The organism is Qipengyuania nanhaisediminis, assembly GCF_045862805.1.
In the GTDB taxonomy this organism is placed as follows: Bacteria; Pseudomonadota; Alphaproteobacteria; order Sphingomonadales; family Sphingomonadaceae; genus Erythrobacter; species Erythrobacter nanhaisediminis_A.
Genome location: NZ_AP025760.1, coordinates 1544063 through 1566302 on the forward strand (window position 1 = coordinate 1544063; position 22240 = coordinate 1566302).

Consider the following 22240-nt stretch of genomic DNA (forward strand, 5'->3'; position numbering starts at 1 on the left):
ATGACTGATGAAGTTCTCACCGCTGCCAATCTCGCCATGGCGGGAAGCACTTGGTTTCTTGCGAAGGTGACAGAACCAAGCGCGAAAGCAATTGGAGAAACTATGCAGCAATATCTCGGTCAGCGTATGCCGAGAATATTTGGATTGGCCGCTGATCGGGCTCAGGCTGCCGGTATTGAACCGAAGCCAATTCCGCCGGGTTTGCTTACGAGAATGGTCATAGATGCTTCCGTGTCGGAAGAGAGCGACGACCTAGATAGCTGGTGGGCAAATCTTTTTCTGGATGCATCTTGGGCGGGGTCAAACCGTCACGCCGTATTTTCCGACATGATGGCGTTCATAGGTCCTCGCGAGGCAAAATGCTTAAAGGATTTTCTCGAAGGGTTCAGCTTCACGAAGGACAACGATTGGCTCGATCCCGCGTTGCCTTGGCGTGGTTCAGCGTCGCTAACGATCAGCCAAGCCTTCACTCACTTCGTGGGAGAAACGCCCATCTCACGCGATCGGTGGCCTCAAGTCCGGTCGAATTTACTCTCGGGTGAGTGTGGTTGGCCTGTGAGAGCCACGACTTGGAGGTTGCCTGGAAAAAATGAGAGCGACGAGAGCGTATGGCTCAACCAGCACAATCCTTGGTTTCAAGAGTTTCAGACTGAAATAGAGATTTTGGAGCGTTCTAGGGTGTTCAAGATATCTAGGATCGACATACCGGTCATGGGACCGGCAACTTGGGTCGACGTCGTTGAGCTTACATCCTTAGGAGCTGATTTTTATGCAGCGTGTGTCGGAGTTAAGCAGAAGATAAAATGAAACTAGGCCGTCTCAACCATATTGGCGTTGCAACGCCTTCCATCACCGACTCCATCGCGCACTACCGCGATACGATGGGCGCGACGCATGTGCATGAACCCTTCGACCTGCCCGAACAGGGCGTGAAGGTCTGCTTCGTCGATACCCCGACCGACAGCGGCATGAACGGAACCCAGATCGAATTGATCGAGCCGCTAGGCCCCGACAGCGCGATCAACAATTTCCTCGCCAAGAACCCGCTCGGCGGGCAGCACCATGTGTGTTTCGAAGTGCCCGATATCGAGGAAGCACGCGCGGAGTTCGAGGACATGGGCAAACGCATCCTCGGCCCCACGCGCATCGGTGCGCATGGCACGCCGATTTTTTTCCTGCACCCCAAGGACATGCAGGGCATGCTCACCGAGATCATGGAAACGCCCAAGGGCGCGCACTGACACACTTGCCAGCGGGCACGCCCCGCGCCAAGGTCGGTTGCGAAAAGAGACCTTGGGAGAATGCATGTCCTACGAAACCATCCGCGTCGATACCGACGGGCCGTTGCTGACGGTCACGCTCAACCGGCCCGACCGGCTCAATGCCATGCCGCCTCTGATGGCGGACGAAATCGGGCAGGTGTTCTACGATCTGGGCGATGCGCGCTGCGTGCTGATCACGGGCGAGGGCAAGGGCTTTTGTTCGGGCGCGGACCTTTCGGCGCGGTCGAGCGACAGCAGGGGCGGCAGCCACGAGGCGCTCGTCAATCACTACAATCCCGCGATCAGCCAGATCCTGCGCGCCGATGTGCCGGTGATCTGCGCGGTCAACGGTCCGGCTGCGGGGGTGGGATGCAGTCTCGCACTCGCGGGTGATTTCGTTCTCGCGGGTAGATCGGCCTATTTCCTCCAGGCCTTCGTCAATATCGGACTTGTCCCCGATGGCGGATCGACCTGGCTGCTCGCCCGCGCGATCGGCCGTGCGCGCGCCACGCGCATGATGATGTTGGGTGAGAAGATCGGCGGCGAGCAGGCCGAAGACTGGGGCCTGATCTACAAATGCGTCGATGACAGCGCGCTGATGGACGAAGCGCGCGCGCTCGCCGACAAGCTCGCCAACGGGCCGACGCTCGCTTACGCCACCATGAAGCGCAACATCGCCACCGCTCTCGACGGATCGCTCCCGCAGGTCTTCCTTGCCGAAGCCGAAGGGCAGCGGTTGGCAGGGGCGAGCGCAGACGCGGCAGAGGGCGGCAAGGCATTCCTCGAAAAGCGCAAACCGGCGTTCAAGGGCGCGTAATCCGCCGCGCACCTGCGCGCGCCTCTTTTACGCAGCGTCATTCTGTGGTTAGAGGCGCGCCATGACCGACAAACCAACCCCCTCAGACTGGCAGGCGCTTGCCGACAAGGAAGCCAAGGGCCGCGATCTCTCAACGCAGGTCCCCGAAGGTTTCACGATCAAGCCGCTTTATACAGAGAGCGACCACGCGGCTTTCGATCCCGGCCTTCCCGGCTTTGCGCCGTTCACCCGCGGGGTAAAGGCTTCGATGTATGCCGGGCGTCCGTGGACGATCCGGCAATATGCGGGCTTTTCGACCGCCGAGGAATCGAATGCCTTTTACCGCCGCAACCTCGCCATGGGGCAAAAGGGGCTGTCGGTCGCTTTCGATCTTGCCACCCATCGCGGCTATGACAGCGACCACCCGCGCGTCACCGGCGATGTCGGCAAGGCGGGCGTTGCGATCGACACGGTCGCGGACATGGAAATCCTGTTCGACCAGATCCCGCTCGACACGATGAGCGTCTCGATGACGATGAACGGCGCGGTGATCCCGGTCATGGCGTTCTACATCGTCGCCGCCGAGCGCCAGGGCGTTGCACAGGACAAGCTTTCAGGGACCATCCAGAACGACATCCTCAAGGAGTTCATGGTCCGCAACACCTATATCTACCCGCCCGAGCCGAGCATGCGGATCGTGTCGGACATCATCGGCTACACCTCGGCCAACATGCCGAAATTCAACAGCATTTCGATTAGCGGCTATCACATGCACGAAGCCGGGGCGACGGCGGTGCAGGAATTGGCCTATACCATTGCCGACGGCAAGGAATACGTGACCCGCGCGATGGCGACGGGGCTCGATATCGATGCCTTTGCCGGCCGCCTGTCGTTCTTCTTCGGCATCGGCATGAACTTTTTCATGGAGATCGCAAAGCTGCGCGCAGCGCGCACCTTGTGGTACCGGGTGATGGACGGGCTGGGCGCCAAGTCCGACCGCTCGAAGATGCTGCGAACCCACTGCCAGACCTCGGGTGTCTCGCTGCAGGAACAGGACCCCTACAACAACGTCATCCGCACCTGCATCGAGGCGATGGCTGCAACGCTGGGCGGAACGCAGTCGCTCCACACCAACGCGCTCGACGAAGCGATCGCGCTTCCGACCGATTTCTCCGCCCGGATCGCGCGCAACACCCAGCTGGTGCTCCAGGAAGAAAGCGGCATCACCCAGGTCGTCGATCCGCTGGGCGGTTCGCACTACATCGAGACGCTCACCGCGACCCTGGTCGAAGAGGCCGAAAAGCTGATCGCCGAAGTCGATGCCGCGGGCGGCATGACCGCCTTCGTCGCCACCGGCAAACCCAAGGCGGCGATCGAGCGCGCGGCTGCGGAAAAGCAGACCAAGGTCGACCAGGGCGAGACCGTGATCGTCGGGGTCAACAAGTATCGCAAGGATCAAGAAGACCCGATCGAGACGCTCGACATCGACAACGCCGCCGTGCGCAAGAGCCAGATCGCGCGCATCCAGAAGGTGCGCGACAACCGCGACGAGGCCGCCTGCCAGGCCGCTCTCGCAGCGCTCACCAAGGGCTGCGAGGATGGAGGAAACACGCTTGAACTCGCAGTCGAGGCCGCGCGCCACGACGCGACCCTGGGCGAAATCTCGCTGGCGATGGAAACGGCGTTCGGCCGCCACGATGCGACGCCCGAACCGGTCACCGGCGTCTACAAGAGCGCATACGAATTCGACCGCCGCTGGGCGCAGGTCACCGACGGCGTCGAGGCAGTCACCCGCCGTTTTGGCCGCAAGCCGCGCCTGATGGTCGCCAAGATGGGCCAGGACGGCCACGACCGCGGCGCCAACGTTATCGCCAGCGCGTTTACCGACATGGGTTTCGAGGTCATTTCGGGCCCGCTGTTCCAGACCCCGCAGGAAACGCGCGACATGGCGCTCGAACGCGATGTCGACGTGATCGGTGCGAGCAGCCTTGCTGCCGGGCACAAGACACTGATCCCCGAGCTGATCCGCTTGCTCAAGGACGCCGGGCGCAGCGACATCAAGGTGACGGCAGGCGGGGTGATCCCGCCGCAGGACTACGATTTCCTCACGCGCGCGGGCGTGCAGGGGATCTACGGTCCCGGCTCGAACGTGGTCGAATGCGCAGCCGATATCCTGACGCTGCTCGGGCACAACATGCCGCCGCTCGGTGAGGGGCTTGACGAGGCGGCGGAGTGAGCTTCAGCAAAAATCGCGGCCTGACGTGGCCCCAAAGGCTCGGTTGCGTGATGGTCGCTCTCGCCGGTGTTTTCGCCACGACCGTTGGTCTGCTCGTCAACGCGCTGGGAGGCAGTCCCGAACGTGAGCCGCGACCGATCCAGGATGTTATAGCGTTTCCAGGTAGCGCCATCTTCTTTCTCGTTTTCGGCGACTTCATGATCTGGTTCTTCCATCGGGTGAACGACCGGAAATGACCCTCGGCTTTTCCGTCGACTCTTTGCTCCCCAAGGCACGCGGGGGAGGGCAGCTTCGCATGGGGCTGGTCCGGCTGACCGAAGGCGAGTGGCTCCAGCCCGATCCCGACATCGCGGCACGCGAACAGGGCTTTGCGGCATTCCCCGAAGGCGTCCAGCTGACCGACGAAGCGCGCGAACCGGGCCGCGAGCTTGCAGCGATGCTGGGGGTCGATGGCGCCCTACCCGAAGCGGCGAGGGCGCGCCACGAGGACATGTGCCTTCTTGCCAGGACCGAAGGCGAGGATGTCTATCGCCTCATCGGTGCGGCGGTGGCCTGGCCGTCGGACTGGCATCCGGCAGACAAGATCGGCTTGCCGCTGCGCGCGCTCCACGCACCGATCCAGGGCTACGAGGAGCACCTCGCTACCGGGGTCGACCGGTTCATGGCAACGCTGAAGCCGGGTGCGATCTATGGCCGGTGCAACTGGTTCATCGCGCCGAGCGAGCAGGGACGCTGGCTTGCCGGCGACGACCCGGCAGCGCAATTTGCCAATGTCAGCGCGGACAATGCGGGCGAGACCTTGTTCGTGCGGTCCGAACGTCAGACCCTGCGCCGCCTTCCGCGAACCGGCGCGATCCTGTTCACGATCGGCATCTATGTCGCGCCGCTCGCTTCGCTGTCGCGAGGCAATATCGAGCGGCTAGCACGCGCCGCGCAGCAACTGCTCTCAGGTGAGGGCGACCGCCGCGGCGCTCCGGCCTATGCCGCATCGCTTGCGTCCTATGCGGGAATCGAATGCGCGCCTTGAAATCGCAGTCGCGAGCCCGACGGAGCTTGCTGGCATCCTGCCATCAGATCGCCGCGATTGCCGGTTAGACGTGCCGCCCATCGGGTCGCGTGGATTGGATCAATGGGGGAATCCAGAATGCGTAAACTCCTGATAACAGCTGCAGCTTTCGCCTTGCCGCTTTGCGCGACTCCTGCGCTGGCCGATGGTCACATGGAAGCATCGCCAGAGATGCTCGAACAGACCTGGTACCGGATCAATTTCGTGCGCTTCCACGAAGGCAAGCAGGGCCGCGCGAGCGAGATCATCAAGATGTACGAACAGGCGAGCACCGATTCGGGCACGCCGTCGCCGATGTCGATGCACATGAATTCGGGGCCCTGGCACATGATTGTCGCCTTTCCGATGACCCACGGCATCGCGGAAATGGGCTGGAAACAGACGCCCGAAGGCGAGGCCTGGGACGCGGCATTCGAGCGGATCGCCGGAGGTGCTGACGAGGCCGAGGCGCTTCATAACGAATTCGCCTCGCTCGTCGCCCAGCGTGAAAGGCATATCGGCCACGCGCATTGAAGACCGGACGCGACCGCAGTTTGACCGCGTAAGCGGTTGATACGGGCCTTCTTGGGCGGCATAGGCATGGCAACCTTTTGTCGCCCATGGAGGCTCCGCTTGTTTTCGAAGATCCTGATCGCCAATCGCGGTGAGATTGCGTGCCGCGTGATACAGACCGCGCGCAAGATGGGTATTGCCACTGTCGCGGTCTATTCCGACGCCGACCGCAATGCGCCTTTCGTCAAGATGGCGGACGAGGCGGTGCATATCGGCCCGTCGCCTGCAGCCGAAAGCTACCTGCTGCCGGAAAAGATCATCGCCGCATGCAAGCAGACCGGCGCCGAGGCGGTGCATCCGGGCTATGGTTTCCTGTCCGAGCGTGCGAGCTTCGTCGAGGCTCTCGAAAAGGAGAATATCACCTTTATCGGCCCGCCCGCGGGCGCGATCGCGGCGATGGGCGACAAGATCGAAAGCAAGAAGCTGGCGCGCGAGGCCGGTGTCAATGTCGTTCCCGGCTTTGTCGGCGAGATCCGCGACACCGAGCACGCCGTCGAGATCGCCGATGACATCGGCTACCCGGTGATGATGAAGGCCTCGGCAGGCGGCGGGGGCAAGGGGATGCGTCTCGCATGGTCCGAAAAGGACGTGCGCGAAGGCTTCGAGGCGACCAAGCGCGAGGGGCTCAATTCCTTTGGCGATGACCGCGTGTTCATCGAGAAGTTCATCGAGAACCCGCGCCATATCGAGATCCAGATCCTCGGCGACAAGCACGGCAACATCCTCTATCTGAACGAGCGCGAATGCTCGATCCAGCGGCGCCACCAGAAGGTGGTCGAGGAAGCACCGTCGCCTTTCGTCACGCCGAAAATGCGCAAGGCCATGGGCGAGCAATGCGTCGCGCTGGCCCGCGCGGTCGATTATCATTCGGCCGGCACTGTCGAATTGATCGTCAGCGGCGCGGACAAGTCTGGCGAAAGCTTCTACTTCCTCGAGATGAACACACGGCTCCAGGTCGAGCATCCCGTGACCGAGGCGATCACCGGGGTCGACCTGGTCGAACAGATGATCCGCGTGGCCGCGGGCGAGGAACTGGCGCTCGAGCAGGACGATATCGGGATCGACGGCTGGTCGATCGAGAACCGCGTCTATGCCGAGGATCCCTATCGCGGCTTCCTGCCTTCCACGGGCCGTCTCGTCCACTATTCGCCGCCGGTCCCGGGTTGGACCGACGATGGCGAGGTGCAGGGCCAGCCGCGTCGCGGCGTCGCTCACGGCCCCGGCGGCGTGCGCGTCGATGACGGCGTGTTCGAAGGCGGCGAAGTCAGCATGTTCTACGACCCGATGATCGCCAAGCTGATCACCTGGGCGCCCACCCGCGAGGAAGCCGCCGACCTCCAGATCGAAGCGCTCGACGCGTTCCGGATCGAGGGTCTGGGCCACAATGTCGATTTCCTCTCTGCGATCATGCAGCACCCGCGCTTCCGCTCGGGCGAACTGACTACCGGCTTCATCGCCGAGGAATATCCCGAGGGGTTCGAAGGCGCGCCGGCTGACGATGCCTGGCTGCGGCAGATGGCGGCGCTGTTCGCGGGCGCTGAATTCACCCAGCAAGTGCGCAACCGGCATATCACGGGCCAGCTAGACGGTCGGCAGAACCCGCCTTCGCACTGGAGCGTGAAGATCGGCTCGCGCAGCTTCGACGTCGTTCTCGAAAATGGCGGCGCAACCGTCGATGGCGAACGGATCGAGGGTACCTGGAACTGGGAGGTCGGCGACACCTTCGCTCAGGTCAGCGGCGACAACGAGATGACTGTGCAGGTCGAACGTGTCGGCGTGCGCTGGAGGATCACCACCCGGGGGGCAACCCACGAAGCGCTCGTCCTGCCTGCGCGGCTCGCCCATCTCGAAAGCCTGATGATCGAGAAGGAGCCGCCGGACCTTTCCAAGATGCTGATCTGCCCGATGCCGGGAATGCTGGTCAAACTGCATGTCAGCGAAGGCGACGCGGTCCAGCCGGGCCAGCCGCTCGCCACTGTCGAGGCGATGAAGATGGAAAACATCCTTCGCGCCGAGAAGGAGGCGACGATCGCCAAGATCAACGCCGAGGAAGGCGAAAGCCTCGCCGTCGATGCGGTGATCCTCGAACTGGAATAGCGATTCGCTCGCGCCGACCGCGGCATATTCGGTCTTGTCCGGGCACATTTGTTGCCCGGTGCGGCCAGATGTGTTGGGCGAATTGTAAGCTCTGGTCGAAAACCCCCCGCGTTAAGGATATTTTCCACACTCGCACTAGCCATTCGCGAACGTTTGCGAGACGATTGCCCGGTGTCAGGAAGGCCGTCTAGCGGCATTCCTATTGGAGCTGGGGGGCAAGATGGCGAACAAGGGAACCGGATATTTCGACAAGAAGGGCCACTTCTTCAAGACGGCCCGCGAAGCGACCGAGAGCGACCTCGCCGCGATCCTGGGCCAGATTGGCGAGGGTGAGAGCCTTGCGCCCGGCATCGCTCACATCCTGCTCGAACGGCGCCGCGAGATCGAGCAGCTCTACGCCGATCACGACGCGATGACCGGCGATGAGACAGGCGAGGCGAGCGCCAGGCTGACCGATATCGCTGGCAAGGTTACGAAGATCACGCGACCGGCCGGCTGATCGCCGGTCAGCCGGCAAAGCCTGCGCGAAAAAGGGGAAATTCGAATGCTTTTGCCGATAACCGCGACGACCGCGGCGCTCCTTGCGTTATTGCTGCTGGCGCTGGCAATCCAGACGGTGTGCCAGCGCGTTCGGCTCAAGACCGGGTTTGGCGATGGCGGCGATCCGTCGCTGATCGCGGCGAGCCGTTCGCATGGCAACCTTGCAGAGCACGCTCCGATCGTCCTGATCATGCTCGGCCTGCTCGAATATGCCTCGGCCAACCGGACTTTGTTGATGGTGCTGGCCGCAGCTTTCGTGATCGGGCGCATCTGCCATGTTTTCGGGCTTCACACGGCGTCGGAGCCGGGCAAGCCGCCGCTCCTGCGCCAGGTCGGCGTGATCCTGACCTGGCTCGTGATGCTGGTGCTGGCAGTGGTGATCCTGCTGGGGGTCTTCGCCTGAACGAGGCCCGTTTCGCGATCAGTGCGCCTGCATCTGTCGGTCGAGAAACGCTGCAAGATCGGCCAGATCGACATCGCGGGCAAGATAGGCGCCGCCGATCGCGCGCAGCAGGACGAAGGGCAGGGTGGAGCCTTCCATCTTCTTGTCATGATGCATGTGCGCACACAGCTTATCCCCGTCGCAATCGAGATTTAGGGCTGCCAGCTCGCTTGGCAAACCGGCCCGGTCGACCGCGCGTGTGACGCGTTCGGCATCGCTTGCCGAAAGTTCGCCGCGGTGCTCGCTATACCGCGCTGCGAGCACCATTCCGAGCGCCACCGCCTCGCCGTGAAGCAGGCGGTCGCCGAACCCGGTCTCCGCTTCGAGCGCATGGCCGAAAGTGTGGCCGAGATTGAGCAAGGCCCGCGTGCCGCTTGTCTCGCGCTCGTCTTCGGCAACGATGCGCGCCTTGGCGGCGATGCTGGTCGCGATGGCATATGCGAGGGGGTCGGCCTCTCGTGCGAGGACCCGCGATCCGTTCGCTTCGAGCCAGGCAAAGAATTCTGCATCGCCGAGCAGGCCGTATTTGAGCACTTCGGCATGACCAGCGCGCATCTCGCGGTCGGGCAGGGTGTCCAGGACGAGTGGATCGATCAGCACCGCCGAGGGCTGATGGAACGCGCCGATCAGGTTTTTGCCGGCGCTCGTATTGATCGCGGTCTTTCCGCCGACCGAGCTGTCGACTTGCGCCAGCAAGGTGGTGGGAAGCTGCACGAAGCCGCAGCCGCGCTTGGCAATGGCGCAAGCGAATCCCGTCAGGTCACCGACCACTCCGCCGCCGAGCGCGAAGACGTGGTCGGACCGCGAAATGCCGAGACCGAGGAGCCAGTCCGTCACTTGCTCGAGCACCGCCCAGCTCTTGGCTCCTTCGCCCGGTGCGACCACGAACCAGCGCGCTTCGAGCCCCGCACTATCGAGGCTCTCTTCGACGGCGTCCCTGAACAATGCGTGCGAATTGGTGTCCGCAACGAAGGGAACCGCGCGCGGTGCGCCTGCGGTAGCAGGGCGATATGAGCGCAGATAGGCATCGGCATTGCGCGCGAACCCGTCCAGCACGCAGCCAGCCTCGATCGTCACGTCATAGCTGCGCCCTGCCAGCGCGACCGGGATCACATCCATCTCTCGATCGCCTCGATAATCGCGCGCGCGGTGTCGGCATGCGGGCTGTCTTCGCTTTGCACCCGGACATGCGCCTGTGCGTAGAAGGGTTCTCGCGCTTCGAGCAGGTCGGACAATATGGTCCGGGGATCGCCCGATTTTAGCAGCGGGCGCGTGTTGCGCCGCGAGGTGCGCTCGACCAGCGTATCGATGTCGCAATCGATCCACACCGCGATGGCCCGGTCGAGGATCAGCGCGCGGGTCTCGTCATCGACAAAGGCCCCGCCGCCGGTCGCGATGACGCCGGTATTGCCGGCGATCAGCCGGGCGATGACCCTGCGTTCGCCGTCGCGGAAATAGGGTTCGCCAAATTCCGAGAATATCTCTGCGACCGAGCGCTGTGCGGCGGATTCGATCTCGTCATCGGCATCGACGAAGGCGCAGCCCAGCATGGATGCGAGCCGCCGCCCGACGGTGGATTTTCCCACGCCCATCAGGCCGACCAGAACGACCGGCCGGTCGATCCTCGCGGCGATGCCGGCGATCTCGGCATCGGTCAGGGCAGTGTCAGCGGTCATTGCCGATGGGCCTATAGATGGGCTAGAGCGCGCGCAACATGTCTGAACAATCTCGCACGTTGCGTGCATCGTCCACAATCGATCAGGGCAAGAGAGCCGCATCGCGGCGCCGCTGGGCAGTCTATGCAGGGCTTGCCTGTGCAATCGTGCTCGTGCTGGCCTATATCGATGCGGGCGAGGAGCCGCTGCGCCCGATCGTTCACCGGATCGCGCTGCCCATCGGTGGCGGGGAGCAGCCATGACGTCGCGCAATAGCCTTCTGGCCGGCGTAGCAGCACTCGCGGTCATGGGTGCGAGCGCTGGCGCGGTTCTGGGCGGGTTTGCCAGCGCGCAGGACGCGCCCGAATCGCTCCTTCCGCCCGGGTTTGACGATCCCGCACCCGCACCGACCCCGACACCTCGTCCCACGGCTGCGCCGACGGCGGCACCCGCCGCGCCGAGCGCCGCGCCAGCCGGTTCTCCGGCGACGGTCCAGCCGCTGCCGCAAGGTCCCGCAGCACCGCCCAGCGTTCCCGCGCTTTCCGAAGGCGAATTGTCGCGGCTGCCGACACTCGAGGAGCTCGAGAACCTGTCGACCGACGAGCTCGACGACCTGCTCGGCCTCAAACCGGAATACGATATTCCGCCTGCTGCGCGCCGCTCGCTCGCAGAGGTCGGAGTGCTCGCACCCGAAGAAGGCGGGATGCCAGTCGCATCGCTCGCCGCCCAGCCTGCCGAGCTGGTGCGCCCGGTGCTCGCCGGGACCCGCTCGCCGATGGTTTCGCGCTGGGGGCATATCCTCCTGCGCCGCACGCTCGCGAGCCGGCTTGCGGCTCCCGACGGCCTGGACCCGGTGCAGTTCGCCGCGCTGCGTGTGGGCATTCTCAATCGTATCGGCGAATTCGCTCTGGCGCGGGCGCTGGTGCAGGATATCGACACCGGGAACTGGAACCGGGCGCTGACCAGCCAGGCGCTCACCGCCTATCTCGCAACCGCAGATATTGTCGGGGCATGTCCGGCGGTGCGGTTGCAGGGCAACCAGCGTGAAAATCCCGAATGGGTGATGTGGCAGGCAATCTGCAATGCCTATGCCGGCGAGGGCGCGCTCGCCGCCTCGCAGCTCAACACCGCGCAAAGCCGCGCGATCGCACCCGAGATCGATATCGCGCTCGCGCAGCGCTTTGCCGGGGCATCGGGGCGCGGGCGCGGCGGGGTGACGGTCAACTGGGACGGGGTCGACACGATCAACACCTGGCGTTTCGCGCTTGCCAATGCGGTCGGCGAGACGCTGCCGGAAGGCGCTCTTGACGAAGCGATCGCTGGTCGCGGCGGCGCTTACTACGCGCTTTCGGCTGCGCAGACCCCGATGCTCGCCCCGCACGAGCGTGCCGATCACGCCGAATTCGCCGCAGCGCGCGGCGTCCTGTCGTCTGCGGCGCTGGTCGATCTGTATAGCCAGATCTATGCCGGCGATGCGGCCCGCTCCGACGTGTCGGACCGCGCTGCGCGGCTGCGCGAAGCCTATGTCGGCGCCGATCCCGAAGCGCGGCTTGCCGCGATGCGCGGTCTCTGGGGCGAGGGCGATCGCGGCTTTGCCGGCCAGGTCCTGACCGCCTACGCCGCTGCGCGCATCCCGCCATCGCCGGAATATAGCGGCGATGCGGGCGCTCTGATCGCCTCGATGCTGGCAGCCGGGCTCGATCGCGACGCGGCGAGCTGGCGCGGCGCGGTCGATGAAGGGACGCTCGGATGGGCGCTCATCGCGCTGGCCGATCCCGAAGGCGGATCGGTCGCTTCGTCGGATATTCGCAGCTTCGAGGACGCGGATGAAAGCGCCGAAGGCCGGAAAACCGCCTTTCTTGTTGCAGGGCTTGCGGGACTGGGCCGGATGGCGATGAGCGAGACGGGCGAATTTGGTGTCGACCTGACCCGCCGGAGCCGCTGGACCCGCACGATCAGCGCTGCTGCCGATGCCGGGAGCCCGGCGCTGGTCGCGCTGCTTGCGGGACTGGGGATGCAGGGCGAAAGCTGGTCGCAGATGACCCCGCTGCATCTCTTTCACATCACTGCCGCGCTCAGGCGGGCGGGGCTCGAAGCCGAGGCCCGGATGATCGCTGCAGAAGCGGTCGCGCGCGGGTAGCCAGGGGTGTCGGCAGCGACGCAGGCCTTCCTCGAAATGCTGGCATCCGAGCGCGGCGCCGCTCTCAACACGCTCGCGGCTTATCGCCGCGATCTCGAGGGTGCCGAAGAATTGCTCGGCGACCTGACCCGGGTTTCGCGCGCGGACGTGGCCCGGCTCGCATCCGAATGGGCCGATCTTGCCCCGTCTAGCGTGGCGCGCAAATCCTCGACCCTGCGCCAGTTCTTCGGCTTTGCGCTCGATGAAGGCTGGCGCGGGGACGATCCCTCGGGTGCATTGCCTGCACCGCGCCCGCGCCGCCCCTTGCCCAAGGTGCTAAGCCACGAGGCGGTCGAACGATTGCTCGAACGCGCCGAGACAGAGGCGGCTTCAGGAAAAAGCGCGGCGATCCGCCAGCTCGCGCTGATCGAATTGCTTTACGGGTCCGGCCTGCGCGCGACCGAGCTTGTCAGCCTGCCGATCTCGGCCGCTCCGCGCGATGCGCCCCTCATCACGGTGACCGGCAAGGGCGGTCAGGCGCGGCTCGTCCCTGTCAGCATGCGCGCAGCCGAGGCGATCAAGCAGTGGATCGCGATCCGGCCGGACCGCCCGCCATCGCGCTTCCTCTTTCCCTCGCGCGGGGGCAAACATCTGACCCGGGTGCGATTGTTCCAATTGCTCAAGGAACTGGCCGTGCGTGCCGGGATCGATCCCGCCGGGGTAAGCCCGCATGTCCTGCGCCACGCCTTTGCCACCCATCTTCTCGAGGGCGGGGCCGATTTGCGTGTGCTTCAGACCCTGCTCGGCCATGCCGATATCGCGACCACCCAGATCTACACCCATGTGGATGCCGCGCGCCTTGTCGAGCTGGTCAATTCGCGACATCCGCTTGCTAAGCGCGACGCTACGGACTAGCGGGATGCGCATGATTTCTTACCTCGAATTCGAGAAACCGGTCGCGAGCCTCGAAGAGCGTATCGCCGAACTGCGCAGTCTCGATACCAATCACGATGTCGATGTCGCCAGCGAGATCGAGCGGCTTGAAGCCAAGAGCACCGATTTGCTCGCCAGCACCTATGCCTCGCTCACGCCGTGGCAGAAAACCCAGGTCGCACGCCATCCGCAGCGCCCGCATTTCCGCGATTATGTCGCCCATGCCTTCAGCGAATTCATCCCGCTCGGCGGCGACCGCGCCTATGGCGAGGACGAGGCGATCATGGGCGGCTTCGCCACGCTCGGCGAGGGCGAGAACGCGCGCCGCGTGATTCTGATCGGGCACGAAAAGGGCAACGATACGCAAAGCCGCATCCGCCACAATTTCGGCATGGGCAAACCCGAAGGCTATCGCAAGGCGATCCGCCTGATGGAACTTGCCGGGCGGTTCGGTCTGCCGGTCATCACGCTCGTAGACACTTCGGGCGCGTTCCCGGGCATCGAGGCCGAGGAACGCGGCCAGGCCGAGGCGATCGCGCGCTCGACCGAGGCATGCCTCGCGCTCGAGACCCCGATGGTCTCGGTGATCGTGGGCGAGGGCGGATCGGGCGGTGCGGTGGCACTGGCAAGCGCGGAGCGCGTGCTGATGCTCGAACACGCGGTCTATTCGGTCATTTCGCCCGAAGGCTGCGCCTCGATTCTCTGGCGGACCGCGGAAAAGGCCGCCGACGCCGCGCAGGCCATGCGCATCACCGCGCAGCACCTCAAGCGGCTCGGCGTGATCGACCGCATCGTCAAGGAACCGGTGGGCGGCGCGCATCGCGATGTCGCGGGCGCGGCCAAAGTTCTGGGCAAGGCGCTCGGCGAAGAGCTCGAAAGCCTGAGCCAGCACGATACCCGGACGCTGATCAGAATGCGCGAGGAACGCTTCCTTCAGCTGGGCGGATAAGCGCCTCTTTCCTGCCGGAACAAGTGCTCGCCCGACGTATTGATAAGTCAGGCAACGCAATCAAAGCACGTTCCCGCGAGGAGAGAAAAAAGATGTCGAAAGCCAAGTTTCTGCGCCGCCTTAGCGCGGTGTCCGCTGCCGCGCTAATTGTCGGCGGCTGCATGGGCGGGGGTTCGATTCCCTCGGCCTCGGCCCCGATCACCACGACCGAGGCGCAGCAGGGCGCCGAGTTCCACCCCAAGCTGCTGGCGCAGTTCGGGGGCGAGATGACCGGCAGCCAGGCGCAATATGTCGAACAGGTGGGCAAGAACATCGCCGTGCAGTCCGGACTCGGCAATGCGCGCGAAAGCTTCACTGTCAGCCTTCTCAATTCGCCGGTGAACAATGCCTTCGCAGTGCCGGGCGGCTACATTTACACCACCCGCCAGCTCGTCACCCTGATGAACAACGAAGCTGAACTGGCGGCGGTCCTCGGGCACGAGGTCGGCCATGTCGCCGCGCGTCATTCGCAGCGACGCCAGCAGAACGCGCAGCGCAATTCGATCCTCGGCGTGCTCGGCGCTATCGGTTCCTCGATACTGCTCGGTGACAGCTCTATCGCCAACACGGTTTCGCGCGGTTTCCTGCAAGGGTCGCAATTGCTGACGCTGAGCTTCTCTCGCTCGCAGGAATTGGAGGCCGACGACCTCGGCATCCAGTATCTCACCCGGGCCGGATATGATCCGCGCGCGATGGGGACCGTGCTTGCAAGCCTTGCCGCGCAGAACAATCTCGATGCCCGGCTGCAGGGACGCGACGATGCGCGCATTCCCGAATGGGCGTCGACCCACCCCGATCCGGCGAGCCGCGTCCAGCGTGCTATCAACGCTGCCGACGGCCTGCCCGGTTCGGTCACCAATCGTGATACCTTCCTCACCCGGATCGACGGACTGCTTTATGGCGATGATCCCGAGCAGGGCGTGATCGAGGGGCGCGATTTCATTCACCCTGAGCTGCGGCTAAAATTCACCGCCCCGCAGGGCTATTATATGGTCAACTCGACCCGCGCGGTGAGCATCAATGGCCAGGGCGGCCAAGCGCAGCTGACCCTTGCGCCCTATAATGGCGACCTGGAAAGCTATATCCGCGCCCAGTTCAACGCGCTTGGCGGGGAGGGCAACAACCTCGCGCCGCAGACCCTCGAGCGCACCACGGTGAACGGGATTCCGGCTGCATACGGTCAGGCGCGGGTCAATAACGGCCAGCAGCAGGTGGACGTGACGATTTTTGCGTATGAATTCGCAAACGACCGCGCCTATCACTTCGCCGCGATTACCCCGGCCGGGCGCAGCAACACCTTCGCCTCGATGTTCCAGTCGATGCGGCGGATCAGCCAGGCGGAGGCTGCGCAGGTCATCCCGCGTCGGCTCGATGTTGTGACGGTCCAGCGCGGCGACACGGTCGCGGGCCTCGCGCGGCGCATGGCCTATGACAACGGTCAGGTCGAACGCTTCCGCGTGCTCAATGCTCTGGGTGCAGGCGACGATCTGATCGCCGGCCAGAAGGTCAAGCTGGTGGTGCGCGCCCGCTAGACGCGCGAATGGGGGCCGCGGGTGGCCCCCATCATCGCTTCGCCATCAGGCAAAAGAAAAGCGGCGGGGAAAACCCCGCCGCTCTCTTTTTCGGAAAAGTCTTGCGACTTAGCCAGCCATTTCGGTCTGAACTTCCGAGAAGGTGTCGCTAAGGGTGTTGCCCAGCGAACCCATGGCGGTGATGGCAGCAACTGCGATGAGAGCAGCGATCAGGCCGTATTCGATTGCGGTTGCGCCCTGTTCGTCGCGAGCCAGCTTGTTGAAAAACTTCATTGGTAGTCTCCTGGTTTCAGTCTTCGGTACCCGTGCCTGTCCGAAATGATGGACCGACTAATTGAGAAGTAGCGGGCAGTGCTTGCGAAAATCCTAACGAAAGAATCTTTGCCTCAATCAATTGCCCATCGCACTCTCGGACGTGGTCCTGACATTACTCCACATCTCGGTGGTCTCGCCGGCAACGCCTTGAAGAGCACCGATCATGGCGATCACGATCAGACTCACGATCAGTCCGTATTCGACAGCGGTGGCGCCGGAATTGTCATTCCCAATGGTCTTGAGGAATTTGGTCAATTTCATTTGGTCACCGGTCGATTACGTTCCTGACGAACACACAGATCGCCCGGGCGGGTTAAGAAAAGATTGAAACGGAGCGCTGCAATGGAAAAAAATCCGACATGAGCGAGCACGTCGTCTGGGTGGTGGCAGGTGCCCTTGTGAACGGGGCCGATGCCTGTCTTATGCATCGCAGGCCCTACGAAAAGCATCATGGCGGCTTATGGGAATTCCCGGGTGGCAAGGTCGAAGATGCTGAAATTCCAGTCAAAGCCCTGGTAAGGGAATTGCGGGAGGAACTCGGGATCGTCGTTGATCCGGGCGATTGCGAGGCGGTCGGATTTGCCGAGGATGCAGGCGAACAATCGCCATTTCCGATTGTCATCCTGCTTTACAGGATACACCAATGGCAGGGCGAGCCGCGCGCGCTCGAAGGCGGACGAATCGCGTGGTTCGCGCGCGCCGAGGTCGCAGAACTCGACAAGCCGCCGCTCGATCGCGTGCTCGCCGCGCAGCTGTTCGAAAAACTTTCGCCGTGAGGTGAAAGAACGCACAAACAGCTATTGCCAAGCGCGAAGGCTCTGCCTATGTGCCGCTCTCCCGCGCGCCAGTAGCTCAGCTGGATAGAGTACCTGACTACGAATCAGGCGGTCGGAGGTTCGAATCCTTCCTGGCGCGCCAAGAAAGCCCATCCCCGGCAAGGGGGTGGGCTTTTTTGATTCTACCAGCCCGGGAAAAGCCTACCGCTTCAATCGCGCACCATGTCCTCGAGCGCGTGCATGTCGTCGTCCGAGAACCCGAAGTGATGCCCGGCCTCGTGGATGACCACGTGGCTGACCAGTTCCTCGAACCCGGCGCCGGTCTCGCGCATCTCGCGCAGCAAGGGCTGGCGGAACAGGCTGATGACCGGCGGCATGTCGCCGCTGATCCACGATGATTGCTCGGTCAGCGGGATCCCTTCGTAAAGGCCGGTCAGGTCCCAGCGATCGTCGATGCCGACCGATGCCAGCTGCGCGGCGCTCGCGAATTCATCGATCCGCAGGACGATGCGCTGCATCCCTTCGCGAAACTCGTCGGGCAGCCGCTCGATCGTGGCGCGCGCGGCGGCTTCGAACGCGGCCGGGTCGGGGGAGGGATCGCTCATCACGCTAATGTGGCGATGCGCCGCGCGCTTCTCAAGCGGCAGGGAACGCAGCGACCGTCTCCCGCGTTGAAAGGAAAAGCCAGATCAGGAGATTTCGATGTCATACAGCGCCACCATCCTTCAGCGGATCAAGGACGATCACGACCGTCATCGCCAGATGCTCGACGTCGTTGCCGACACCACGGGCGACAGCGAGGAGCGCAAGCTCACCTTTGTCGAACTGACCAAGGAGTTGAAGGGCCATGCCGCGGCAGAGGAGCAATCGCTTTATGCCGAAATGCTGGCAGAGCCCGATGTCAACGATCCCACCCGCCATTCAGTCGCAGAGCATCACGAAATCGACGAGATGCTGAACGATCTGGCCGCAACCGACATGTCGTCATCGGGCTGGTTGCAGAAATTCAAGAGCTTCGATGATCGCTACCGCCACCACATCAACGAGGAAGAAGAAGACCACTTCCCCGATTTCGAGAAGAAGATCGACAGCGATCTCGATTCCAAGATGACCCGGATTTACGACGATCGCCTGGTGGCAGAGCGCGAATCGGCCAAAATCGAGCCAGAGAAGAAAGAGAACGCCAAGGCATAAGGCCGCATGGCCTTTTCGCCAGGAAGGCGCGCCTCTCGCCGGGTTGCGGGGGCGCGCCTTCTTTGCAAAGGCAGGGCGGCCGTGGGATTTTTTCCGCGCACGCCATTCGCACGTTCCGATACCTTGCCACAGGAAACGCCGCCCATGACCTGTCCGAGCGACGACGATTTCGATCCTGCCAACCCGCTTGCCAAGCCCGACGTGCCCGAAGAGGTGCAGGACGCGGTGCGCACGCTCATCGCATGGGCGGGCGATGATCCTGATCGCGAAGGGCTGCTCGACACGCCCAAGCGGGTGGGACGCGCCTGGCTCGAATATTGCGAGGGTTACAAGGAGGATCCGGCGATCCACCTCTCGCGGGTGTTCGAGGAGGTGGGCGGGTACGAGGAGATCGTGCTGCTGAAGGACATTCCCTTCCAGTCGGCCTGCGAACACCACATGGCGCCGATCACAGGCGTCGCGCACATTGCCTATCTCCCGCACCGCCGGGTGGTCGGCATTTCCAAGCTGGCGCGCGTGCTGCACGGATTTGCGCGGCGCCTGCAGGTGCAGGAACGTCTCACCGCCGAAGTCGCGGATTGCATCTGGGAAAACCTCGAACCGCAGGGCGTCGCGGTCGTGATCGAGGCGCAGCATGGCTGCATGACCGGGCGAGGGGTGAAGACCCCCGGCGTGGCGATGACAACCAGCCGGATGATGGGCTGCTTCCTCGAAGACCCGCGCAGCCGCAAGGAAGTGATGAGCCTGATGGGCTATTAAGCCAGAACGGGCCGCCTGACGCGATCAAGCGACGAGCGGCCCGCACGGCAAAGAAGTGTCAGGTCAGACCTGGCCGAGCATGTGTTCGGCGCTCGAAACCTTGAAATCGCCCGGTGCCTCGACATTGAGCTGTTCGACAACGCCGTCGTTCACGACCATCGAGAAACGCTGACCGCGCTTGCCCATACCGAAAGCGCTGCCGTCCATGGTCAGCCCGCAGGCCTCGGCAAAGTCGCAATTGCCATCGGCAAGCATGGTGATGTCATCGCTGCCCGCCGCCTGGTTCCATGCGCCCATCACGAAGGCATCGTTGACCGCGGTGCCCACGATCTCGTCGATGCCCTTGGCCTTCAGCTCGTCGGCCTTTTCGACAAAGCCGGGCAGGTGCTTGGCCGAACAGGTCGGCGTGAACGCGCCGGGGACCGAAAACAACGCGATCCTCTTGCCGGCGAAATATTCGCCCGACCGGACCTGTTGGGGGCCTTCGGCAGTCGCCTTGACCATGGTTACATCGGGAATTCTGTCGCCTGTCGAGATTGTCATGACCGTGCTCCGTTGCTGGGTGAGGGGCGCGTCTTGCGCCTGTGCGGGCCGCTATAGCGGCTCGCTCCCGCGCGACAAATCGAAAGCGCATGGCAAGAAAGCCTCTGCGCGATCCCGATGGCGCGCTCGGTAAGTCCCCGCATCCCTAGCAGCAGGCTCTCTAAATCTGCGCGGACTATCCCGGTGTCAGGCGCATCTCTCGCTTCCCTTTCGCGCCTGCCGGAAAGGCCCGATCATGCCCGCTCTCACCACAGCAAAGACCCTGGTCCTGTCAGCGCTCGCGATTGGCCCGGTGACAGCAGCAGCTCAACTTGCATCGGGCACCGCTCCCACGACCCTGCCGGCAACCGCGAGTCAGGCCGAGAACGTGCGCAGTCTCAACATCATGCTGATGGTCACCGCGCTGCGCTGCCGCACGACACCGGACGATTTTCGCGCCGATTACGAGCGCTTCACCGAGGTCCATGCCACCAATCTGGGCGAGGCTTACGAGACGCTCATTCGCGAACACATTCAGCGCCATGGCGATACGGACAGCCGCCGCGCGCTCGACCGGATCGGGGTGCGCATCGCCAACCTTTACGGCGACGGGCATCCGAACCTTGGCTGCGCCGAACTCAAGCAGGTGACGGCCTCGCTTGCGCGCAGCGACGACAAGCGCCGCTTGGCCGGCATGGCGCGGCGGTTGCTGGGCCCGGATCCACGGCCCTCGCTCAGTCGAGGCACAACGCGACAAGGCTCAGCCCGGCAACCCTCGCGCCCGGCAATCGATTACCGCATCGACCCGGGCGGTTTCGACACTGCCAGCTCACGGCTTCCCTCGCTTCGCGGGGTCTCGGGCCTCGCTCGTTGAGCTCTGGCGACCCCGATTGGGTGCACATATAAAGAAAACTTTATATTTGCTTGTCGCGGGTCCAGCCGCTAGGGGCGCGGGGAAATCAATCGATCGCTTTGGAGACCTTGCATGGCAACCGCCGCCCTCAACCACGAACACACCGTCAAGGATATCAGCCTTGCGCAATATGGCCGCGACGAAATCGCGATCGCCGAGACCGAAATGCCCGGCCTCATGGCGCTGCGCGAGGAATACGGTTCCTCGCAGCCCCTGAAAGGCGCGCGGATCACCGGCTCGCTGCACATGACGATCCAGACCGCGGTCCTGATCGAGACGCTGGTCGCGCTGGGCGCCGAAGTGCGCTGGGCGACCTGCAACATCTTCTCGACCCAGGACCACGCCGCGGCCGCCATCGCCGACCAGGGTATCCCGGTCTTCGCGATCAAGGGTGAAAGCCTCGCCGATTACTGGGACTATGTCGGTCGTATCTTCGACTGGTCGACCGGCGACGATCCCGACCGCACCGCCAATCTCATCCTCGACGATGGCGGCGATGCGACGATGTTCGCGCTGTGGGGTGCACGCATTGAAGCGGGCGAGGAAATGCCTGCTCCCGCAAACGCCGAAGAGATCGAATTCCAGCGCGCGCTGAAGGCGTTCGTCGCTGCCAAGCCGGGCTATCTCACCAAGAGCGTCAAGGCGATCAAGGGTGTCTCGGAAGAGACCACCACGGGCGTCATGCGCCTCTACCAGATCGCCAAGCAGGGCAAGCTTCCGTTCCCGGCAATCAACGTGAACGATTCTGTGACCAAGTCGAAGTTCGACAACCTCTACGGCTGTAAGGAATCGCTGGTCGACGCGATCCGCCGCGCCACCGACGTGATGCTTGCGGGCAAGGTCGCCTGCGTTGCCGGCTATGGCGATGTCGGCAAGGGTTCGGCTGCCAGCCTGCGCGACGGCGGTGCGCGCGTGATGGTGACCGAGATCGATCCGATCTGCGCATTGCAGGCGGCGATGGACGGCTTCGAGGTCGTGACCATGGATGAAGGCGTCAAGCGCGCCGATATCTTCGTGACCGCGACCGGCAACGAAGACGTGATCACCGGCGAGCACATGAAGGCGATGAAGAACATGGCCATCGTGTGCAATATCGGCCACTTCGACAGCGAGATCCAGATTTCCGCGCTCGACAATTACGAGTGGAAGGAAATCAAGGAAGGCACCGACATGGTCACCTTCCCCGATGGCAAGAGCCTGCTGATCCTTGCCAAGGGCCGACTCGTCAATCTCGGCTGTGCCACCGGCCACCCGAGCTTCGTGATGAGCGCAAGCTTCACCAACCAGACGCTGGCCCAGATCGAGCTGTTCACCAAGGCGGACGAATACGGCAATGACGTCTACGTCCTGCCCAAGCACCTCGACGAAAAGGTCGCCGCGCTCCACCTCGACAAGCTCGGCGTGCAGCTTTCGAAGCTGAGCCAGAAGCAGGCCGATTACATCGGCGTTCCGGCAGAAGGCCCCTTCAAGCCGGATCACTACCGCTACTGATCACGCGCCGCATCGCGGCCTGATCCATATCAAAGCCCCCGCAATTCATCGT

26 protein-coding genes and 1 tRNA gene are annotated in these 22240 nt (G+C 63.6%); 21 read left to right on the forward strand and 6 right to left on the reverse strand.

Translation table 11 applies throughout. From position 1 onward, the window contains the following. The 10 genes from ACKTSM_RS07425 to ACKTSM_RS07470 all read left to right on the forward strand — a co-directional run bounded on the left by ACKTSM_RS07425 (window position 1) and on the right by ACKTSM_RS07470 (window position 8952). On the forward strand, window positions 1–807 hold the full coding sequence (locus ACKTSM_RS07425) for a hypothetical protein (RefSeq protein WP_407874024.1): 807 nt from the start codon (window positions 1–3) through the stop codon (window positions 805–807). Then, window positions 804–1241 (forward strand): methylmalonyl-CoA epimerase, encoded by a 438-nt coding sequence (mce, locus tag ACKTSM_RS07430; RefSeq protein WP_407874025.1) that lies wholly within the window; start codon window positions 804–806, stop codon window positions 1239–1241. Before ACKTSM_RS07425 ends, mce begins: the two co-directional genes overlap by 4 nt. A 64-nt stretch (window positions 1242–1305) precedes the next feature. Continuing rightward, on the forward strand, window positions 1306–2079 hold the full coding sequence (locus tag ACKTSM_RS07435; RefSeq protein ID WP_407874026.1) for an enoyl-CoA hydratase-related protein: 774 nt from the start codon (window positions 1306–1308) through the stop codon (window positions 2077–2079). A gap of 61 nt (window positions 2080–2140) precedes the next feature. After that, window positions 2141–4294, forward strand: coding sequence for a methylmalonyl-CoA mutase (scpA, locus tag ACKTSM_RS07440; RefSeq protein WP_407874027.1), 2154 nt, complete (start codon window positions 2141–2143; stop codon window positions 4292–4294). A gap of 50 nt (window positions 4295–4344) precedes the next feature. After that, a complete protein-coding gene (locus ACKTSM_RS07445) occupies window positions 4345–4530 on the forward strand; it encodes a hypothetical protein (protein ID WP_407874028.1) in 186 nt (61 codons plus the stop codon). 59 nt (window positions 4531–4589) lie between these two features. Continuing rightward, window positions 4590–5321, forward strand: a complete 732-nt coding sequence (locus tag ACKTSM_RS07450; protein ID WP_407874029.1) for a heme-dependent oxidative N-demethylase family protein — start codon at window positions 4590–4592, stop codon at window positions 5319–5321. 192 nt (window positions 5322–5513) lie between these two features. After that, window positions 5514–5873 carry a hypothetical protein gene (locus tag ACKTSM_RS07455; RefSeq protein WP_407874030.1) on the forward strand — a complete coding sequence of 120 codons (360 nt, stop codon included), beginning with the start codon at window positions 5514–5516 and terminating at the stop codon, window positions 5871–5873. Window positions 5874–5972: 99 nt separating this feature from the next. After that, the gene (locus ACKTSM_RS07460) at window positions 5973–8009 is read left to right on the forward strand and encodes a biotin carboxylase N-terminal domain-containing protein (protein ID WP_407874031.1); all 2037 of its coding nucleotides are present in this window, start codon (window positions 5973–5975) and stop codon (window positions 8007–8009) included. A 220-nt stretch (window positions 8010–8229) separates the two neighbouring features. Beyond that, window positions 8230–8508 carry a hypothetical protein gene (locus tag ACKTSM_RS07465; protein ID WP_407874032.1) on the forward strand — a complete coding sequence of 93 codons (279 nt, stop codon included), beginning with the start codon at window positions 8230–8232 and terminating at the stop codon, window positions 8506–8508. A 45-nt stretch (window positions 8509–8553) separates the two neighbouring features. Further along, window positions 8554–8952 (forward strand): MAPEG family protein, encoded by a 399-nt coding sequence (locus tag ACKTSM_RS07470; protein ID WP_407874033.1) that lies wholly within the window; start codon window positions 8554–8556, stop codon window positions 8950–8952. Between the two features lie 18 nt (window positions 8953–8970). Here ACKTSM_RS07470 and aroB read toward each other — a convergent pair whose 3' ends face one another. Together aroB and ACKTSM_RS07480 are read right to left on the reverse strand one after the other, a co-directional pair. Continuing rightward, window positions 8971–10110 (reverse strand): 3-dehydroquinate synthase, encoded by a 1140-nt coding sequence (aroB, locus tag ACKTSM_RS07475; RefSeq protein WP_407874034.1) that lies wholly within the window; start codon window positions 10108–10110, stop codon window positions 8971–8973. Continuing rightward, window positions 10101–10667 (reverse strand): shikimate kinase, encoded by a 567-nt coding sequence (locus tag ACKTSM_RS07480; RefSeq protein ID WP_407874035.1) that lies wholly within the window; start codon window positions 10665–10667, stop codon window positions 10101–10103. The genes aroB and ACKTSM_RS07480 overlap by 10 nt, the downstream gene beginning before the upstream one ends. A 38-nt stretch (window positions 10668–10705) precedes the next feature. On the opposite strand from ACKTSM_RS07480, the gene ACKTSM_RS07485 reads away from it, so the two are divergent. The 5 genes from ACKTSM_RS07485 to ACKTSM_RS07505 all read left to right on the forward strand — a co-directional run bounded on the left by ACKTSM_RS07485 (window position 10706) and on the right by ACKTSM_RS07505 (window position 16218). Further along, window positions 10706–10909 (forward strand): hypothetical protein, encoded by a 204-nt coding sequence (locus tag ACKTSM_RS07485; protein ID WP_407874036.1) that lies wholly within the window; start codon window positions 10706–10708, stop codon window positions 10907–10909. Further along, window positions 10906–12786 (forward strand): hypothetical protein, encoded by a 1881-nt coding sequence (locus ACKTSM_RS07490; RefSeq protein ID WP_407874037.1) that lies wholly within the window; start codon window positions 10906–10908, stop codon window positions 12784–12786. Before ACKTSM_RS07485 ends, ACKTSM_RS07490 begins: the two co-directional genes overlap by 4 nt. Before the next feature lie 6 nt (window positions 12787–12792). Next, window positions 12793–13680, forward strand: a complete 888-nt coding sequence (locus ACKTSM_RS07495) for a tyrosine recombinase (protein ID WP_407874038.1) — start codon at window positions 12793–12795, stop codon at window positions 13678–13680. A gap of 10 nt (window positions 13681–13690) precedes the next feature. Continuing rightward, the gene (locus tag ACKTSM_RS07500) at window positions 13691–14647 is read left to right on the forward strand and encodes an acetyl-CoA carboxylase carboxyltransferase subunit alpha (RefSeq protein WP_407874039.1); all 957 of its coding nucleotides are present in this window, start codon (window positions 13691–13693) and stop codon (window positions 14645–14647) included. A 92-nt stretch (window positions 14648–14739) separates the two neighbouring features. Beyond that, window positions 14740–16218, forward strand: coding sequence for a M48 family metalloprotease (locus tag ACKTSM_RS07505; protein ID WP_407874040.1), 1479 nt, complete (start codon window positions 14740–14742; stop codon window positions 16216–16218). Window positions 16219–16326: 108 nt separating this feature from the next. Here the strand turns inward: ACKTSM_RS07505 and ACKTSM_RS07510 are convergent, their stop codons facing one another. After that, window positions 16327–16491 (reverse strand): Flp family type IVb pilin, encoded by a 165-nt coding sequence (locus ACKTSM_RS07510; RefSeq protein WP_407874041.1) that lies wholly within the window; start codon window positions 16489–16491, stop codon window positions 16327–16329. A 117-nt stretch (window positions 16492–16608) separates the two neighbouring features. After that, window positions 16609–16794: a Flp family type IVb pilin gene (locus ACKTSM_RS07515; protein ID WP_407874042.1), complete on the reverse strand. Its 186-nt coding sequence runs from the start codon at window positions 16792–16794 to the stop codon at window positions 16609–16611. 98 nt (window positions 16795–16892) lie between these two features. Here ACKTSM_RS07515 and ACKTSM_RS07520 point away from each other — a divergent pair, with 98 nt between their 5' ends. Together ACKTSM_RS07520 and ACKTSM_RS07525 are read left to right on the forward strand one after the other, a co-directional pair. Further along, window positions 16893–17309 carry a (deoxy)nucleoside triphosphate pyrophosphohydrolase gene (locus ACKTSM_RS07520; protein WP_407874043.1) on the forward strand — a complete coding sequence of 139 codons (417 nt, stop codon included), beginning with the start codon at window positions 16893–16895 and terminating at the stop codon, window positions 17307–17309. A gap of 65 nt (window positions 17310–17374) precedes the next feature. Next, a tRNA-Arg gene (locus ACKTSM_RS07525) sits at window positions 17375–17451 on the forward strand. A 67-nt stretch (window positions 17452–17518) separates the two neighbouring features. Here ACKTSM_RS07525 and ACKTSM_RS07530 read toward each other — a convergent pair. Further along, window positions 17519–17914, reverse strand: coding sequence for a metallopeptidase family protein (locus ACKTSM_RS07530; protein ID WP_407874044.1), 396 nt, complete (start codon window positions 17912–17914; stop codon window positions 17519–17521). Between the two features lie 97 nt (window positions 17915–18011). Here ACKTSM_RS07530 and ACKTSM_RS07535 point away from each other — a divergent pair, with 97 nt between their 5' ends. Both ACKTSM_RS07535 and folE read left to right on the forward strand, forming a co-directional pair. Then, a complete protein-coding gene (locus ACKTSM_RS07535; protein WP_407874045.1) occupies window positions 18012–18503 on the forward strand; it encodes a hemerythrin domain-containing protein in 492 nt (163 codons plus the stop codon). A gap of 144 nt (window positions 18504–18647) precedes the next feature. Then, complete coding sequence (gene folE, locus ACKTSM_RS07540; protein ID WP_407874046.1) at window positions 18648–19262, forward strand: GTP cyclohydrolase I FolE; 615 nt, start codon at window positions 18648–18650, stop codon at window positions 19260–19262. Window positions 19263–19325: 63 nt separating this feature from the next. On the opposite strand, the gene ACKTSM_RS07545 is transcribed toward folE, so the two are convergent. Beyond that, window positions 19326–19805 carry a peroxiredoxin gene (locus ACKTSM_RS07545; RefSeq protein ID WP_407874047.1) on the reverse strand — a complete coding sequence of 160 codons (480 nt, stop codon included), beginning with the start codon at window positions 19803–19805 and terminating at the stop codon, window positions 19326–19328. Window positions 19806–20040: 235 nt separating this feature from the next. Between ACKTSM_RS07545 and ACKTSM_RS07550 the strand changes: the two genes are divergently transcribed. Continuing rightward, window positions 20041–20658: a hypothetical protein gene (locus ACKTSM_RS07550; RefSeq protein ID WP_407874048.1), complete on the forward strand. Its 618-nt coding sequence runs from the start codon at window positions 20041–20043 to the stop codon at window positions 20656–20658. 111 nt (window positions 20659–20769) lie between these two features. Continuing rightward, window positions 20770–22188: an adenosylhomocysteinase gene (ahcY, locus tag ACKTSM_RS07555; RefSeq protein ID WP_407874049.1), complete on the forward strand. Its 1419-nt coding sequence runs from the start codon at window positions 20770–20772 to the stop codon at window positions 22186–22188. Window positions 22189–22240 lie beyond the last annotated feature (52 nt).

Bases quoted from the DNA above. Each gene is read 5' to 3' on its own strand.
- ACKTSM_RS07425 (WP_407874024.1), top strand. From the start codon at position 1: ATGACTGATGAAGTTCTCACCGCTGCCAATCTCGCCATGGCGGGAAGC.
- mce (WP_407874025.1), top strand. From the start codon at position 804: ATGAAACTAGGCCGTCTCAACCATATTGGCGTTGCAACGCCTTCCATC.
- ACKTSM_RS07435 (WP_407874026.1), top strand. From the start codon at position 1,306: ATGTCCTACGAAACCATCCGCGTCGATACCGACGGGCCGTTGCTGACG.
- scpA (WP_407874027.1), top strand. From the start codon at position 2,141: ATGACCGACAAACCAACCCCCTCAGACTGGCAGGCGCTTGCCGACAAG.
- ACKTSM_RS07445 (WP_407874028.1), top strand. From the start codon at position 4,345: ATGGTCGCTCTCGCCGGTGTTTTCGCCACGACCGTTGGTCTGCTCGTC.
- ACKTSM_RS07450 (WP_407874029.1), top strand. From the start codon at position 4,590: ATGGGGCTGGTCCGGCTGACCGAAGGCGAGTGGCTCCAGCCCGATCCC.
- ACKTSM_RS07455 (WP_407874030.1), top strand. From the start codon at position 5,514: ATGGAAGCATCGCCAGAGATGCTCGAACAGACCTGGTACCGGATCAAT.
- ACKTSM_RS07465 (WP_407874032.1), top strand. From the start codon at position 8,230: ATGGCGAACAAGGGAACCGGATATTTCGACAAGAAGGGCCACTTCTTC.
- ACKTSM_RS07470 (WP_407874033.1), top strand. From the start codon at position 8,554: ATGCTTTTGCCGATAACCGCGACGACCGCGGCGCTCCTTGCGTTATTG.
- aroB (WP_407874034.1), bottom strand. From the start codon at position 10,110: ATGGATGTGATCCCGGTCGCGCTGGCAGGGCGCAGCTATGACGTGACG.
- ACKTSM_RS07480 (WP_407874035.1), bottom strand. From the start codon at position 10,667: ATGACCGCTGACACTGCCCTGACCGATGCCGAGATCGCCGGCATCGCC.
- ACKTSM_RS07485 (WP_407874036.1), top strand. From the start codon at position 10,706: ATGTCTGAACAATCTCGCACGTTGCGTGCATCGTCCACAATCGATCAG.
- ACKTSM_RS07490 (WP_407874037.1), top strand. From the start codon at position 10,906: ATGACGTCGCGCAATAGCCTTCTGGCCGGCGTAGCAGCACTCGCGGTC.
- ACKTSM_RS07500 (WP_407874039.1), top strand. From the start codon at position 13,691: ATGATTTCTTACCTCGAATTCGAGAAACCGGTCGCGAGCCTCGAAGAG.
- ACKTSM_RS07505 (WP_407874040.1), top strand. From the start codon at position 14,740: ATGTCGAAAGCCAAGTTTCTGCGCCGCCTTAGCGCGGTGTCCGCTGCC.
- ACKTSM_RS07510 (WP_407874041.1), bottom strand. From the start codon at position 16,491: ATGAAGTTTTTCAACAAGCTGGCTCGCGACGAACAGGGCGCAACCGCA.
- ACKTSM_RS07515 (WP_407874042.1), bottom strand. From the start codon at position 16,794: ATGAAATTGACCAAATTCCTCAAGACCATTGGGAATGACAATTCCGGC.
- ACKTSM_RS07520 (WP_407874043.1), top strand. From the start codon at position 16,893: ATGAGCGAGCACGTCGTCTGGGTGGTGGCAGGTGCCCTTGTGAACGGG.
- ACKTSM_RS07530 (WP_407874044.1), bottom strand. From the start codon at position 17,914: ATGAGCGATCCCTCCCCCGACCCGGCCGCGTTCGAAGCCGCCGCGCGC.
- ACKTSM_RS07535 (WP_407874045.1), top strand. From the start codon at position 18,012: ATGTCATACAGCGCCACCATCCTTCAGCGGATCAAGGACGATCACGAC.
- folE (WP_407874046.1), top strand. From the start codon at position 18,648: ATGACCTGTCCGAGCGACGACGATTTCGATCCTGCCAACCCGCTTGCC.
- ACKTSM_RS07545 (WP_407874047.1), bottom strand. From the start codon at position 19,805: ATGACAATCTCGACAGGCGACAGAATTCCCGATGTAACCATGGTCAAG.
- ACKTSM_RS07550 (WP_407874048.1), top strand. From the start codon at position 20,041: ATGCCCGCTCTCACCACAGCAAAGACCCTGGTCCTGTCAGCGCTCGCG.
- ahcY (WP_407874049.1), top strand. From the start codon at position 20,770: ATGGCAACCGCCGCCCTCAACCACGAACACACCGTCAAGGATATCAGC.